Origin of the sequence: Vibrio sp. SCSIO 43132 (assembly GCF_019904195.1) — a bacterium.
Taxonomy (GTDB): Bacteria; Pseudomonadota; Gammaproteobacteria; order Enterobacterales; family Vibrionaceae; genus Vibrio; species Vibrio nigripulchritudo.
Map to the genome: position 1 here is coordinate 1100982 of NZ_CP063200.1, position 13982 is coordinate 1114963.

The 13982-nt window shown below is 45.6% G+C and carries 15 protein-coding genes; 8 read left to right on the forward strand and 7 right to left on the reverse strand.

Annotation, left to right across the window (positions count from 1 at the left end; all coding sequences use genetic code 11):
* Nucleotide 1 precedes the first annotated feature (1 nt).
* Genes INR79_RS23095 through INR79_RS23105 form a run of 3 tightly spaced genes read right to left on the reverse strand, consistent with a single transcriptional unit; the run spans nucleotide 2 to nucleotide 2765 of the window.
* Complete coding sequence (locus tag INR79_RS23095) at nucleotides 2-832, reverse strand: ABC transporter permease (RefSeq protein ID WP_004398734.1); 831 nt, start codon at nucleotides 830-832, stop codon at nucleotides 2-4.
* The gene (locus INR79_RS23100) at nucleotides 829-1701 is read right to left on the reverse strand and encodes an ABC transporter permease (RefSeq protein ID WP_223097100.1); all 873 of its coding nucleotides are present in this window, start codon (nucleotides 1699-1701) and stop codon (nucleotides 829-831) included. The genes INR79_RS23095 and INR79_RS23100 overlap by 4 nt, the downstream gene beginning before the upstream one ends.
* The gene (locus tag INR79_RS23105) at nucleotides 1698-2765 is read right to left on the reverse strand and encodes an ABC transporter ATP-binding protein (RefSeq protein WP_223097101.1); all 1068 of its coding nucleotides are present in this window, start codon (nucleotides 2763-2765) and stop codon (nucleotides 1698-1700) included. The genes INR79_RS23100 and INR79_RS23105 overlap by 4 nt, the downstream gene beginning before the upstream one ends.
* A gap of 234 nt (nucleotides 2766-2999) precedes the next feature.
* Here INR79_RS23105 and INR79_RS23110 point away from each other — a divergent pair, with 234 nt between their 5' ends.
* Both INR79_RS23110 and INR79_RS23115 read left to right on the forward strand, forming a co-directional pair.
* Nucleotides 3000-3830 carry a glycerophosphodiester phosphodiesterase gene (locus tag INR79_RS23110; RefSeq protein ID WP_223097102.1) on the forward strand — a complete coding sequence of 277 codons (831 nt, stop codon included), beginning with the start codon at nucleotides 3000-3002 and terminating at the stop codon, nucleotides 3828-3830.
* Nucleotides 3831-3885: 55 nt separating this feature from the next.
* The gene (locus INR79_RS23115) at nucleotides 3886-5010 is read left to right on the forward strand and encodes an ROK family transcriptional regulator (protein WP_223097103.1); all 1125 of its coding nucleotides are present in this window, start codon (nucleotides 3886-3888) and stop codon (nucleotides 5008-5010) included.
* On the opposite strand, the gene INR79_RS23120 is transcribed toward INR79_RS23115, so the two are convergent.
* The 4 genes from INR79_RS23120 to INR79_RS23135 form a co-directional block, all read right to left on the reverse strand.
* Nucleotides 5001-5912, reverse strand: a complete 912-nt coding sequence (locus tag INR79_RS23120) for an ADP-ribosylglycohydrolase family protein (RefSeq protein ID WP_262415411.1) — start codon at nucleotides 5910-5912, stop codon at nucleotides 5001-5003. The genes INR79_RS23115 and INR79_RS23120 overlap by 10 nt on opposite strands.
* 13 nt (nucleotides 5913-5925) lie before the next feature.
* Nucleotides 5926-6447, reverse strand: a complete 522-nt coding sequence (locus tag INR79_RS23125; RefSeq protein WP_223097104.1) for an ATP:cob(I)alamin adenosyltransferase — start codon at nucleotides 6445-6447, stop codon at nucleotides 5926-5928.
* Nucleotides 6448-6488: 41 nt separating this feature from the next.
* On the reverse strand, nucleotides 6489-7589 hold the full coding sequence (locus INR79_RS23130; protein ID WP_223097105.1) for a DUF3541 domain-containing protein: 1101 nt from the start codon (nucleotides 7587-7589) through the stop codon (nucleotides 6489-6491).
* Nucleotides 7590-7736: 147 nt separating this feature from the next.
* Nucleotides 7737-8096 carry a glutaredoxin family protein gene (locus tag INR79_RS23135; RefSeq protein ID WP_223097106.1) on the reverse strand — a complete coding sequence of 120 codons (360 nt, stop codon included), beginning with the start codon at nucleotides 8094-8096 and terminating at the stop codon, nucleotides 7737-7739.
* A gap of 221 nt (nucleotides 8097-8317) precedes the next feature.
* Between INR79_RS23135 and INR79_RS23140 the strand changes: the two genes are divergently transcribed.
* The 6 genes from INR79_RS23140 (at nucleotide 8318) to INR79_RS23165 (ending at nucleotide 13965) form a co-directional block, all read left to right on the forward strand.
* Nucleotides 8318-9253, forward strand: a complete 936-nt coding sequence (locus INR79_RS23140; RefSeq protein ID WP_223097107.1) for an ABC transporter permease — start codon at nucleotides 8318-8320, stop codon at nucleotides 9251-9253.
* Nucleotides 9246-10193, forward strand: coding sequence for an iron chelate uptake ABC transporter family permease subunit (locus tag INR79_RS23145; RefSeq protein WP_223097108.1), 948 nt, complete (start codon nucleotides 9246-9248; stop codon nucleotides 10191-10193). Before INR79_RS23140 ends, INR79_RS23145 begins: the two co-directional genes overlap by 8 nt.
* 10 nt (nucleotides 10194-10203) lie before the next feature.
* Nucleotides 10204-10962: an iron chelate ABC transporter ATP-binding protein VctC gene (gene vctC, locus INR79_RS23150; RefSeq protein ID WP_004398715.1), complete on the forward strand. Its 759-nt coding sequence runs from the start codon at nucleotides 10204-10206 to the stop codon at nucleotides 10960-10962.
* A gap of 58 nt (nucleotides 10963-11020) precedes the next feature.
* On the forward strand, nucleotides 11021-11785 hold the full coding sequence (locus INR79_RS23155; protein ID WP_223097109.1) for a siderophore-interacting protein: 765 nt from the start codon (nucleotides 11021-11023) through the stop codon (nucleotides 11783-11785).
* A gap of 87 nt (nucleotides 11786-11872) precedes the next feature.
* Nucleotides 11873-12631 carry a response regulator transcription factor gene (locus tag INR79_RS23160; protein WP_004398893.1) on the forward strand — a complete coding sequence of 253 codons (759 nt, stop codon included), beginning with the start codon at nucleotides 11873-11875 and terminating at the stop codon, nucleotides 12629-12631.
* Nucleotides 12628-13965, forward strand: coding sequence for a sensor histidine kinase (locus tag INR79_RS23165; RefSeq protein ID WP_200768634.1), 1338 nt, complete (start codon nucleotides 12628-12630; stop codon nucleotides 13963-13965). Before INR79_RS23160 ends, INR79_RS23165 begins: the two co-directional genes overlap by 4 nt.
* Nucleotides 13966-13982: the final 17 nt, after the last annotated feature.

Consider the following 13982-nt stretch of genomic DNA (forward strand, 5'->3'; position numbering starts at 1 on the left):
TCTAAGCTTTGCCCGTTGACTGGGACAAGTAATTTCCTTTTAAAAGTTGCTCGATAATGAGCATTAAAATGACGTTAGGTATCACTAAGAAAAGTGACACTACCGCCGCATCCGGTCGGATGAACGAGTACCCTAGAAAGGAGTACAAAATGGTGGGAACCGTTATAAAATCTGGGGCTCCGAGTACATAAGCCATATTGAACTCTTCGATACTGATCACCAGACAGAAAATCAGTGACGCCAGCATGCTTGGTTTAAGCATCGGCAGAAATGCATGACGGAAAGTGGTAAAGCGGCTTGCTCCCATGTCAGCACAAGCGTCGATGACGTCTTGTGGAACCGCTTTAAAACCTGCGCTCAAAATTCGTATTGCATAAGGCAGTGCCAGAACGGAGTGCGCGATCACAATGCTGAAATAAGGTTCTGAAATCCCAAGCTGCAATAACATTCCACTGAAGAAAATCGCCAGTATCATGGAAGGCATCACCATAGGGAGCAATGTAAGCAGCTCTGCAGCTCGTTTTCCTCGAAACTCCATTCTGCCAAACGCATAAGCCGTAGGTGTTGCCAGAGTGACGGTAACCAGAGCAACGGCGGGTGCCACTGTGTAACTGTTAAACAGCGCTTCTTCCAGCGAAGTGGTTTCCCAGATCTCTGTCCACCGAGCAAAGGACAGAACTTGCGGGAAAATATCGGGGAAACTCCACGGATGTGATGGGTCTACCAGAGACCAAAGCACCGCCATCCCGAAAGGAACACCCAGCCAAATGATGTTGACCAGAACAAAAAATCCGATACTCAGGTAGATCACCCATTTGTGATTGCTGTTCATGATGATTCCCCTCTCTGAATATGGGTGATGATGGAGCGTGTTTTCGTGGAGAAAGGTTGAGTGATGAGGGTAATCACCACCGCAGAGATAACAGCTAACAACATAATGACCATTGCGATGACGGCGGCTTTTTCCCATTCGTAGTACTGGGTTGCCGTGAAGTTCATCAGCATGGACAGCGAATAAGCGTTACGGGATCCAGCAATAGAGGCAAAAGCAAAGTCACCCAACGCCCCAATAAATATGAGTATTAGGGATGCCTGCAAAGCAGGGATGGTCAGAGGGAAGACAATCTGGCGGAATCTCGCCCAGCGCGAAGCGCCCAGATCATCGGCGGCATTAAGAATATCACTGCGGATACTGTTGATGGCACCACCAAGAAGAATCAGAGCGAAAGGTACGTTTTTCCATACCTGAAGCAGTATTACACTCCAGCCAAACTTGTCATTGGTTAATCGAAGTGGCTTTTCCAACAAACCAAGCGCCATTAGCCCTTCGTTAAAGATACCGTGATAAGAGATCACGTTAATGAGAAGAAACGCGGCAACCAAACCCGGGACGAACATTGGGGCGCGAAGCACACCGATGATGACAGGTTTAGCTGGCAGCGGACGGCTTAACCAAAGCGCAATGGGGTAGGCGAGCATGATTGCACCCAGGCTTCCCAGAATAGAGGTGCGCAATGAGTAAGCGATGGAACGTTGCAGAATGGGGTCTGCAATCATTTCCTGCCAGTATTGCAGGGTGAATGAAGATTCTCCCGTCAGACCTGCCATACCAAAGCTTTGAGCGACAACGGCGTACAACGCACTCCCCATTAAAAACAGGATCATGCCTAAGCCGGGAATGAGAAAAAGGTATGCCCTCACGACTTCACCTCCTCTAGGAAGCGAATTGCGTTACGACTCATTTTAAAAGCCACTTTATCGCCCGGTTGGCTCGACATGGACTGATGCAATTGAATGCGGATCTTCTGACCACAAGGCTCGTCGGCAGCGCGCCCGAACAAATCAGTGACATTCCCCAGAAAGGCCAGGTTTTCGACCTGAACATGAAAGCAGTTTTCTTCATCACTGCTTGCCAGGTGTGCGGATTCAGGGCGCCAGCAAATGTAAATACGCTCTGCCACTGGGGCTTGTTGAGATTCGGTTAAAAATGATCCTAACTCGCATTCCACCTGATACAGATTGGCTTGGTCAGTCGGGCTTACTCTTGCAGGTAAAATATTTGCTGCGCCGATGAAATCAGCAACAAAGCGATTTTTAGGCTGATAATAAATTTCTTCAGGTGTGCCAATTTGCTCAATCGAACCTTTGTTCAACACCACGATTTTGTCACTCATCGCCAGTGCTTCTGCCTGATCATGGGTAACGTAGACGGTTGTGAGGTTCTGTTCTTTTTGTAGCGACTTAATTTCAAAACGCACGCTTTCACGCAGCTTGGCGTCGAGGTTGGAAAGGGGTTCATCAAACAGTATGACGTCAGGTCGCATAACCATGGCTCTGGCAAGTGCGACGCGCTGCTGCTGCCCGCCAGATAGCTGAGCAGGTAGCTTGTCTTTGTGATCTTCCAGCCCAACCTGTGAAATGGCTTCGGACAGTAGCGTTTTTTGCTGCTCAAGCGGCATGTTTTTCTGTACCAGACCAAAGCAGATATTGTGGGAAACACTCAGGTGTGGGAACAGCGCATAGGACTGAAAGCACATGGCCGTGCTTCTTTTTTCTGGGGGTAGTGGATCAATACGCTGACCATCAATCAAAATCTCGCCTGAATCTACAGTGAGAAACCCCCCAATCATTTTCAACAGGGTAGTTTTACCGCATCCGCTTGGTCCAAGCAGAGTGACAAACTCCCCAGCCTTAGCTTCAAACGAAATATTTTCAGAAGCGACAAAGTCTCCAAATTTCTTGGTTACATTCTTAATTTGCAACATCGGCTTAATTTCTTCCTTTTAAACTTGCCTACAAAGATTAATGCTAATCAATGAATTTAAAAATTTTTGTGATCCGTCTCTATTTGTTGACTTTATAATCAGTGGTTAATCATTAACTAATTGAAAATAAAAGGTACAAAATGATGATAAATTAATCATTAATAACCGATTGAAGATCACATACAGATAGATTACAGTTTAATTAAACTTTTCAATAAAGAATAAGGTAACTATATGTCATTTGAGTTTCACGTTGCCAGAAAAGGCAAAGTTCTTGTTAATAGTCATAGGGGGTATTGCCACCTTTATCCAGAAAATACGCTTCCTGCCTTTGAAGGGGCGTATCAGGAAGGTACACACTCTATTGAGCTGGATGTTGCCATGACGTCAGATAACGAGATTGTTGTGATTCATGATCACAGCGTGGACAGAACATCTGATGGCTCTGGTTATGTTGAGCAAATGGATTTCTCAGCGTTACGAGAGCTTGATTTTGGCTCTTGGTTTGACAACAAATTCCTAAACACAAAGATCCCGACATTGGAAGAATGCATTGTATGGGCAATGGACAAGGGCGTCGGGCTGGTTGTTGAGGTTAAGCAACGCAAGCGTCAGGATGAGTTTATTATCCAACTGCACGCTTTGTTGCGCTCAATTCCCGGAAGCATCGGCTATATTCAGTTGCTGGCTTTTGATCATGTGTTGCTGAATAAGGCAAAGAAAGTGATCCCCGATCTGAACATTCAGGTGGTTACTTTGGCAAGGTACAACGATCAGCTGAATGCTGTTCTTGCATCTAATGCCGATTGTGTGTGCATTGAATATCCACACGCTCACGTAGATGATTTAAGGGCGTACAAGCAGGCTGGCTTATGCGTTAGGATGTTCTTGCCAACGACGTCCAATGGCTTAACGCCAACGGAACACTTCAATCGCCATTTTGGCTACGACGTACACGGCGAAGTGGTAGGTTGGTTACGGGAAGGGCTTATCGATATGATCAGTCACGATGATATTGAAATGCTTAAGTCTCTGGTACTTGAAGCCGGGCTTGAGCCTGTGTAATCTCGCCAGTTAAGCCAAAATCATGCTTTGTTATCGAAAGGAACCCAAACGGAAGATGCTATCTCCAATCAAACCGCTTCAACTTAACCTGACTGAAGGGCAGAAGAGGGTGCTGGCAGTGATACGTCAGCACGGTACTTTACCAAGAACCAAGATCGCAGAATTAACCGGTTTTGGTACTGGTTCTGTGACGACCCTGTGTAAAGAACTACTCACGCTGCAGTTGATTCAGGAAAGTGAAAGAGTAAAGGGCGGGCGAGGACAGCCAGCGAAGCCAGTATCGCTGTCGCCCTACGCTGCTTTTACGTTTGGGGTTGCATTCCATATTGCCCGAATCGACCTTGCGCTGGCCAACTTTACTGGCGAAGTGCTCGACAGAGTTGAGATTTTCTATGATGAGTCTCAACCTGTTGAAGAGACCATCATTCTAATTCGCGATGCCATCTCTAAAATGACAGCCAAACACAGGCTTCTTAATGCGAGGATTCTTGGCATTGGGGTTTCGATGCCGGGACCACACCTTTGTGATGGCAAGCGAGTCCGCACCATTAACCAAATGGCGCACTGGCAGGACGTTGATCTGGCGGATGCATTCGGGCACCACTTTGAATACCCAGTCTGGATTGATAACGACTGTAAAGTGGCAGCAGTTGGAGAGTACTATTCTGGGTTATGGGACAACATTGAACATTTGGTGCTGATAGAGATTGGGCACGGAATTGGTGGTGCTGTGATTATGAACGGTAAGCTGCATTCCGGTAGGCATAACAATTCAGGTGAAATTGGCACGTATTTCAACCGCTCAGAAGCACCAAGACCTTGCTTGCGTGAGCTCATCATTGAGCTTCAGGAAGCGGGACTAGATGTGGTCAAGCTTGAAGACATTCCAGATATTGAACATCCAATTGTTGCCAGCTGGATAAAACGTTCAGCAGAAAGGCTGATGCCTGCATTATTACTAACCTTAAGCTGGTTCGATCCTGAGTGTATTGTTATTGGCGGTTCATCACCCAAGGCGATTAGCGATGCGCTGATCAAAGAAATGGATCTGGCAACTGAATGGGAAAAGCGCTTTGATTATCCAGTTGCCGAAATTGCGCCCTCAAAAGTAGGCACATACCTTTCTTCTTATGGCGCAAGTATGTACCCATTTTTCCAGACGCTTTCTTATCAGACCTGATCTCTCTTAAATCGGGTTTTTGCTACCCATTCGGCAGGAATGTCACTGGAATCTGTCACTGCCATTATCGCACCTATGATGATGGCTCTTCCGCAACTGTCACCACCGCAGTAGATATTGGTTTTGACGGCGCTTCGATAGTCCGAACTGGTCAAAAGAATGTGGACAATAACGGGGCACGCGACGGACAAGTCGCAATGCAGTCCGGTCTTCTGAGCGTATTCTTCGCTACTCAGATTTAATGCGTTTATTGCGTCATCGATTTGTGTCGAAATTTCTTCTGTGGTGTTGGATCGGACTAGCTCAATCGCTTCACGTATTGAACTGCCATCTAAAACAGCCTGCATCACTGTTGCCAAAGCGAGTGCCCATTGCACCGCACTGTCATTGTTGTTGGTGACCCTGACAGCTTGCTCAATGTGTGCCTGATGAGCACCAATATACGCAATCAATGGTGGAAGCTTGGAAACCGCGGGCAATTGCTGGTCATCAGCACCGCATTGGGAAATCTCTGCTTCTGAATCTTGTGCAGAGTGCATTGCCAGTAGAGTTAATTTGGTCGGCTTATCGATATAGCCCACCCATTCTCCTCCAAAGTCAAACCACTCCTGAAACGATAAGGCGTAGTCGTTCAAGTCAAAGCGACCCGATTTCCGTTTCAAAGAGTCCAATATGGCATAAAGTTGTGCACCATATTGAGAGGGTTCTCCCGCGCTTTTATTTGCGTGAGCGAAATAGCCTTTGTTTTCAAATTCGGATGCGGAAACAGATTGGAAAGTAGGGTCTGAAGGGGTGAGTCTTTTGATGGTGGGTTGGTCATATAACCAATGAAATCCCAAAGAAGCCGCATCGGCTACAAGGGCTCCTAATATCATCTTCTCTTGTACTTTCGAAAGGGTCATTTTTGCCTCCACATCAGTAACTTTTACTGACAAACTCCGTCTCTTCGATATTGGCGACCTTATTCTCAAACGCTGCCAATGCGTAAAACGTATTTGCCATCAAATTGGCATAGCGGAATAGGATAGGCGCGGGTGAACGTTTTCCGTTATGCCCGACAGCAACCAACGCACGAACAACTTTTTTCGCCTGACACCGAGCAAGATGGAGCTCTGCTGAAGCGGCAGTCCCACCTGGTAAAACAAACCCTTTGAAACCGCCATCCAACAAGTCTTTCAGTTTATGATAGTCCGCTTTTAACTCTGATAGTTGAGATTCATCGATAGCCAGCTTGCCCCGTACAGAACCATTTAAATGATAAACATTGGGTTGCAACCTTTGAAGAATATCCTCGGTTAAAGGCTGAATACCCATAGTCAGCAATAACCCGATTCGGCAACACAAGTCGTCTGCTGCAATTTCAAAATCACAGGCGGGATTGTCTTCATATATAAATGGATAACAGAACTCGTCCCAATCTCGACTTACTGGCTTCATATGGCTTCTAACTATTCGTTGATACAAAGCCTAATAAGTTATCATTGCTTAAGCGCGAGTGCAGGCGTTTTTGGTTCCAATCCGTAAGGGATAGACGTTAGCACCGAAGACCCATCACCATATTTTGGTGCAGCATTGGTTCCCCGCCAGTCGAGAAGCATGATGGCCAGAACATTTCGATGCTCGCCTCCGGAAAGCGAGAGATTTCCCAATACTGAAGGCACCAGACCCGCATCAAAGTTTATCGAAGCTTGTATCGCATCACGGGTTTTCTGAACCACAGGGTCGTCATCAAGACCTGCAAGAAGAAATGCAATGCCAACTTCTGCAATAACGTCTTCCTTTGACCTCAATAGAATCGTATCGATGTTTTTGCGGAGGTAGTCGTAAATCCACTGATGCTCTCGTTCCGAAACGGGGTACTGGTAATAACCTGAGTCGGCGAGAATAATGTGAGTCATCCCATACAGCTTGTTTCCAAATTGCTGTTTAGTGAGCTGTGCGTCGCGCTCATCTGGATAAGTGGCTTTGAAGTTTTCGATGAACTCATCCACAACGTCCTGCTCGCCTAACTGACGTAACCAGTAAACTTGATTTGCAAGCTGAGCTGCCCAGGCTTCAATCATGGTTGGATTGGTGACGTATTTAGTGAAATCGTAACGGCGAATAATCTCGCGGAGCATTTTATCGTCTTTGTGTTTGAGCCCATATTCGTTAGCTCTTGCCATGGAACCCAATAAGCCAATACCTAAGTACATGTATTCGGGCATGGCTTTTGTTGCATTAAATCGGCGTAAGCTGCGCTCATCCGTGTTGTCGAGGTAGTGCGAAAGCCGGTTAATGGCGTACTGATGAATCTGTTCAGGCGTGTGAACTTCTTCACTGAAGCGGTTTAGCCTGCTCGCAACACGAGCCATGTCACTCCAGATCGCATACTTGTACTGCGGATCGAGCGTCTGGCGATACATTCGAAGCCCAAAATGCCCCTCTTTAAAAGGCGACAGGGTATAGAGCTTGTCTTGAAAGGTAGAGCGTATGATGTCTGCAGATGCCACATGATTGGGTACTTCACTGGACAAGCTTTTGGCATGAGCTGGCAGCAGCAAAGCTGAAAGAAGGAGAGCGGAGGTTGTAATCTTCATGAGATTTTTATGCTTTAGTAATAGTTCTGCGAATATACCTTTGAGACGAAAAGCATAAGTCCGGTGAATGTCAGATTACGGTAACAAAAAACGCCGAAGCGATGGCTCCGGCGTTTTTAGCTATATCTTGATATAAAAGACAATAAATTAGGCAAATTCTTTTTGCAGGTAGGCGACGATATCGTTTGATTCATACATCCAGGTCGTCTCGCCATTATTATCGATTCTCAGGCAAGGCACTTTAACTCTGCCTCCGCCGTTTTCAAGCTCCTGGCGATGCGTGGCATCGTTTTTGGCATCGCGCAGTTCGATATCCAGCGATTGTCTCTTCATCTGACGGCGTACTTTTACACAGAATGGGCAAGCATCGAACTGGTACAGTGAAAGGTTTTTCGTCTTTTCATTAACGGCTTGTTGTTCTGCTTCACTTCTTTCTTGCCCTTTTGGCGAGAACACAAAATTAAACCCTAGAATGATTCTTCCAAGAACCCATCGAATAAGCTTCATCACTGACTCCAAACTGCTGATATTTCTATTTCGAGTCCGAAAACTTATCGCATTTTTTACAGAAAACCAAGCGGTACAGATTTATCTATCAGTTATGTGATTTATGCAAATGCTTGTGCGAAAAAGTAAATATTGGATTGATGACTAGGATTTTGCTATCGGATAGGATATTTTAAACCGTTTTTGAATAAGAATGATTATTATTGGGGTTACTAGCTGCAGTGCTTAAGTTAGTTGTTATTTTATTGGTTTTGAGTGCAGGATCACTCTTCGTCGGAGTCGCCGACTTAAGCCTGACCAAGTTACTGGAAGGTGATCAAGCCGCCTGGGAACTGTTAGTTATTAGCCGGATACCGCGTTTGTTAGCCATCTGGCTGGCAGGGGCTGGGTTAAGCATTGCTGGCTTGATCATGCAGCAAATCAGCCAGAATCGATTCGCCGCGCCATCTACTTCTGGCACCTTTGAATGTGCTTTGCTTGGCTATCTGCTGAGTATTCTTATCTTTGGGCACGGTGAAAACCTCTTTGTTATTTTTGGCACTGCGATGGCAGGCACCTTGATATTTGTTCGCTTTATAAACTCTATTCAGTTTAAAAATGCGATTTACGTTCCGCTGGTGGGCATTATCTTTGGTAACGTTGTTTACTCCGCCGCGGTGTTTATCGCTTATAAGTACAATCTGGTACAAAGCTTATCTACCTGGGCTGTCGCAAATTTCTCTACTGTACTGCAAGGCAGTTATGAGTTGCTTTACATTGCCATTCCGGTTTCCGCATTTAGCTACTGGTATGCCGCCCGTCTTTCTGCTGCGGGTATGGGAAAAGACTTTGCAACCAACATAGGTCTGAATTACCAGCAAGTCGTGGTGATTGGCGTGTTACTGGTTTCGGTGACTTCTGCCAGTATCGTCATGATCGTTGGTGAGTTGCCTTTCCTCGGGTTAATCGTTCCAAACATTGTTGCTGCCTACATGGGCGATAACATTCGCCGAAACATCCCTTACGCTGCGCTGTGTGGTGCCATTCTAGTTCTGGTTTGCGATGTTCTGGGTCGCGTTATCATTTTCCCGTTTGAAGTGCCTATCGCTATGATCATCAGTATTTTAGGTGGGCTGGTGTTCCTCTACCTGATTTTGAGGGAGAAGAACAATGCGTGATAAGGCGGTTTTAATTGGTTTACTTGCGGCATCTCTGGTTCTCGTTTTTCTGTTTGTTGGCTTAGGTCTCACCGCCGATAACTACGAATACTTTCTTTCTCGAAGAACACCAAAAGTGCTGGCGATAGTGATTGCCTCGGTAGCGATTGCTCAGTCGTCACTGGTCTTTCAGACGGTCACTCACAACCGAATCTTAACACCCAGTATCATGGGGTTTGATTCTCTTTATGTGCTCATTCAGGTTTGTGTGCTGATATTACTGGGTGGTGTCGCCACAGTATTGCTAAATTCGTTTATCAAGTTTTCAATTTCTGTCGCTGTAATGGTCGGTTTTTCACTGGCTCTTTTCAGCTTCTATTTCCGTAAAGAAAACGCCAACATCATGACCTTGCTATTGATGGGCGTGATCTTCGGTCAGCTATTCTCCAATATCGCAGGCTTTTTCATGATGATCATGGACCCGTCTGAATTCTCTTTCTTACAAGGTGCCATGTTTGCAAGTTTCAATAACGTAAACAGCGAACTGGTCTACGTCAGCTTGATTCCATTGTGTGCCGTGATTTTTTTCCTTTACATGCTTCACAGCAAACTGGATGTTTTCTGGCTGGATAAAGACAACGCCATCAGCTTGGGTGTTGACGTTAAGAAAGTGACCAAACAAGTGCTGATTCTGGTTTCGATATTGATAGCCGTTTCTACAGCATTAGTTGGACCGATTCTCTTCTTCGGTCTTCTGGTTGCGAACCTCACCAGACAATGTTTTTCCACCTATCGCCATCAGGTTTTAATGACGGGGGCTTCGCTTATGGCGGTGTGTATGCTGTTGAGCGGGCAATGGCTGGTTGAGCGTGTGTTTGAGTTTGAAACCACACTGAGTGTCATTGTGAACTTTGTTGGTGGTCTGTATTTCCTTTCTCTGTTGATCCGACAAAAAGTGTAGTGGGTGGAACATGATTAAAATTGAAAAGCTCACCAAAGCATTTGGTAAAAGCAAAGTAGTGGATCAGGCGAGTGCCTCGTTTATTAAAGGGGAAGTCACTTCCATCATTGGTCCAAATGGTGCCGGGAAAAGTACGCTGCTTTCCATGGCGAGTCGCCTTCTGCAAAGAGATGAAGGGCAGGTGTTCATCGATACAAAAGAGCTTGCCGAATGGGACACAAAAGAGCTCGCGAAACGTCTCGCTGTGTTGCGTCAGTCTAACAGTCTGAATATGCGTTTTACGGTTCGTGAGCTGGTCTGCTTTGGTCGATTCCCTCACAGCGGCGGCAAGCTGGACAAAGAAGATATTGCAGTGATCGAGAAATCCATTGGGTATCTGGACCTGACAGATATCCAGCATAAATATCTTGATGAGTTGAGTGGCGGGCAGCGTCAGTTGGCATTCATTGCCATGGTTGTCGCTCAGGATACCGATTACGTTTTTCTGGATGAGCCGCTAAACAACCTCGATATTAAGCATTCACTCCAGATCATGAAAAATATTCGCACGCTGGCGCACGAGCTTAATAAAGCCGTTGTCATAGTGATTCATGACATCAATTTTGCTTCTTGTTATTCCGACAACATCGTTGCGCTCAAGAAAGGCAGAGTTGAAGCGACAGGCACCGTCGCTGAAGTCGTTCGCTCCGAGGTGCTTTCAGACATCTACGAGACGGATTTCCAGATCCATGAAGTGAATGGACAGCGAATCTGTCTTTACTATCAATAATAAAACTCACTATCAGCCGTTGCTTCAGGGAACTGAAGAACACCAAAAGGATTCATTGATGACACAGATACTCACTATCAAGTCAAAATCGTTTGTTACCCCTTCTATGCTTCGCATTACTTTCGAAGGTGATTGTGTACAGAGCTTTGAAGACGATTTTGCTGGTGCCTACATAAAGTTGGAACTGACTCAGGACGGTCGCAGCTTTGTTGGCAGTGGAGCTTCACAAGAAGAGCAGTCACTGCGCACCTATTCCATTCGCCATTTAGATAAAGCCAAAAATCAGATTGATGTCGATTTTGTTATACACGGAAATAGCATAGAAGCTGGGCTTGCGTCTTACTGGGCGCAGCAGGCAGAAGTGGGAGACCGCCTTTCAGTTCGCGGTCCGGGCAGTATTAAAACGATCGAACCTGAGGCGCAGTGGTGTTTTATCGTAGCAGATATGACAGGAATACCAGCGGCTTCTACGGTGCTGGAAACACTAAACGATAACCTGTCGGGTTACGCCGTTTTTGAAGTCAATACTAAAGAAGATATCCAGAATATTGATGCTCCGGAAGGTGTAGAGTTTCGCTGGGTTGTGAAAGGTGAAGGACGCGAATTGGCTGAAGAAGTAGAAAGTTTGGAATGGAAAGAAGGCAAGCCGGGAGTCTGGTGTGCCACAGAATTTTCAACCATGAGACAGCTAAGAAAATATTTCCGTAACGAAAGAGAAGTGGAAAGAGACGAGATCTACATCAGCAGTTATTGGAAGCAAGGACGTACAGAAGATCAGCACAAAATTGATAAACGAAAAGACGCTGAAGAACAGGCTAAATAAATCAACGTAATATTAAACTGAGCGCATTGATTTTACTTAGTAATAAGATGATAATGATTCTCATTATTGTGCAATTGGAAATGGATTATGTTTGACGCGGTCAATAGTTTTGAGCTTTCATCAGCCTTCGAAAACAGTACCAATGAAAAAGTGAATAAATTGCTATTGGTAGAGGATGACCCAGATCTTAACTCTCAACTTTCGGCACTGTTGTCCTCTCAACAGTATGAAGTGACAAGCTACGAATCTGGTTCAAAGGCATTGGAATGTCTGAAAACTCATTCGTTTGATTTGATTATTCTGGATGTCGATTTACCGGATGTCGATGGGTTTGAACTTTTGAATTATGTTCGCGAACATTCCAGTACGCCAGTGGTCATGCTTACAGCCTACGGAGCGGAAGAACACCGAATCCGTGGGCTTCGGTTTGGCGCAGACGACTACGTATCTAAACCTTGCAGTTTTACTGAGCTTTGCCTGCGTATTGAAGGCATTTTGCGAAGAACTCAATCTCCGGGTAAACCTATCAGCAGTACTTCCAAACTTGCTCACGAAGAACTTGTTTTAAACAAGTACACCCAAATCGTGACGGTGAACGCTAACGATGAACCCACAGACGTTCAGTTGACCCCAATTCAATTCAAGCTTCTCTGGACCTTGGCTCAAAATAAGGGTCATGTTCAGTCTAAGCCTTATCTCTATCAAGCGGTTTTAGACCGAGATTTTTGCCAATACGACAGAAGTCTGGACATGCACCTAAGCCGCATTCGCAAAAAGCTGGTGGCAGAGGGTATGCCAACAAGCCGCATTAAAACCGTTCACGGTAAAGGTTATCTGTTTGTATGAAGAAAGTGCTTTTCTGGCGCCTGTTTATCATTTTGTCTCTAGGCGTCGTCATTTTTTTCTCATTGCTTCATAGCGTTGCAATTTTATCCGAAGAAAAAATGAGTTACCTCAAGCAATCACACCGAGATGAGATTCTGGCTTGGGGGAGCAAAGCACAGACTTTGGTCGACGAAAACAAGATAGAAGAACTTGATCGCTGGCTTAATGAGTTAGCAATTGAAGAAGATACCTGGGCGACACTGGTTCGCTCACAAGTGGATGTTATTGGTGGAAACCCTCTGAACCAACGTTTTTTCGATGGCTATGGAATAGGTCGAAATGTCGATTGGAAAATCCATCTTTATTTCCCCGATAACCCAATCATGGAAGTGGCGCTTTCCCAGGGGAATTACCACTTCCTTATTATTCTTCCAGACCGCATGCGACCAGGAACTTATATGTCACACGCGTTCTGGCTGTTCCGGTTTGTTATCCCGTTTGCCGCGTTACTTGCCCTGACTGTCTACATCTACCGGTACGTCATGAAGCCTTTGCAGCGTTTTCATAGCGCAACACAGGAGTTCAGCAAGGGAAATTTCAATGAGCGGATCGGTGGCACAAGAACCAATGACGAATTTGGTGAAATAGCCAAAACGTTTGACGAAATGGCAGAGCGTACTTCCACGCTTATCGAACATCATCGGAATCTTATCAGCGACATGTCGCACGAAATTCGCACTCCCATCAGCCGAATAGAACTGGCTTTGAACTGTATCGAACGTGGAATAGACGTGAAAAGCATGTTTCACCGAATAGAGACTGAAGTTCGAAATATGCGACAACTGGCTGAAGATACACTCACTCTTGCCTGGATAGAGAATGAGCGCCCGGATTTAAGAAGTGAATCCTTTGATCTGGTGGAGCTGGTTGATTCCATCATCGATGACGCTTCCTTTGAATATCCAGACGCTAAAGTCACCGTATCCCTACCTGACAATCTGGTTTTGAACTTCTCAAGCCAAAGAGCACTTGGTCAGGCGATCGAGAACGTGATTCGCAACGGGCTTCGTTACACTCCCAAGCAGGGGGAGTTCCATGTGTCAGCAGAAGTACGGGATAAACATGTCGTGCTTAAGATTCGTGATTCAGGCCCCGGTGTTCCAGACTCCATGCTTTCCCATATCTTTAAACCGTTTTTCAAGCTGAAACAGAAAAACAACGAGGGGAGAACTGGGTTTGGTGTCGGGTTGGCTCTGGCTAAGCGACACATTGAATCAGTTAAGGGAAAAATCACAGCAGTAAACAATGCAAAAGATGGCCTAGAAATGATAATTTCATTGCCACATGATGCATAAGTGTTTGATATGTAACA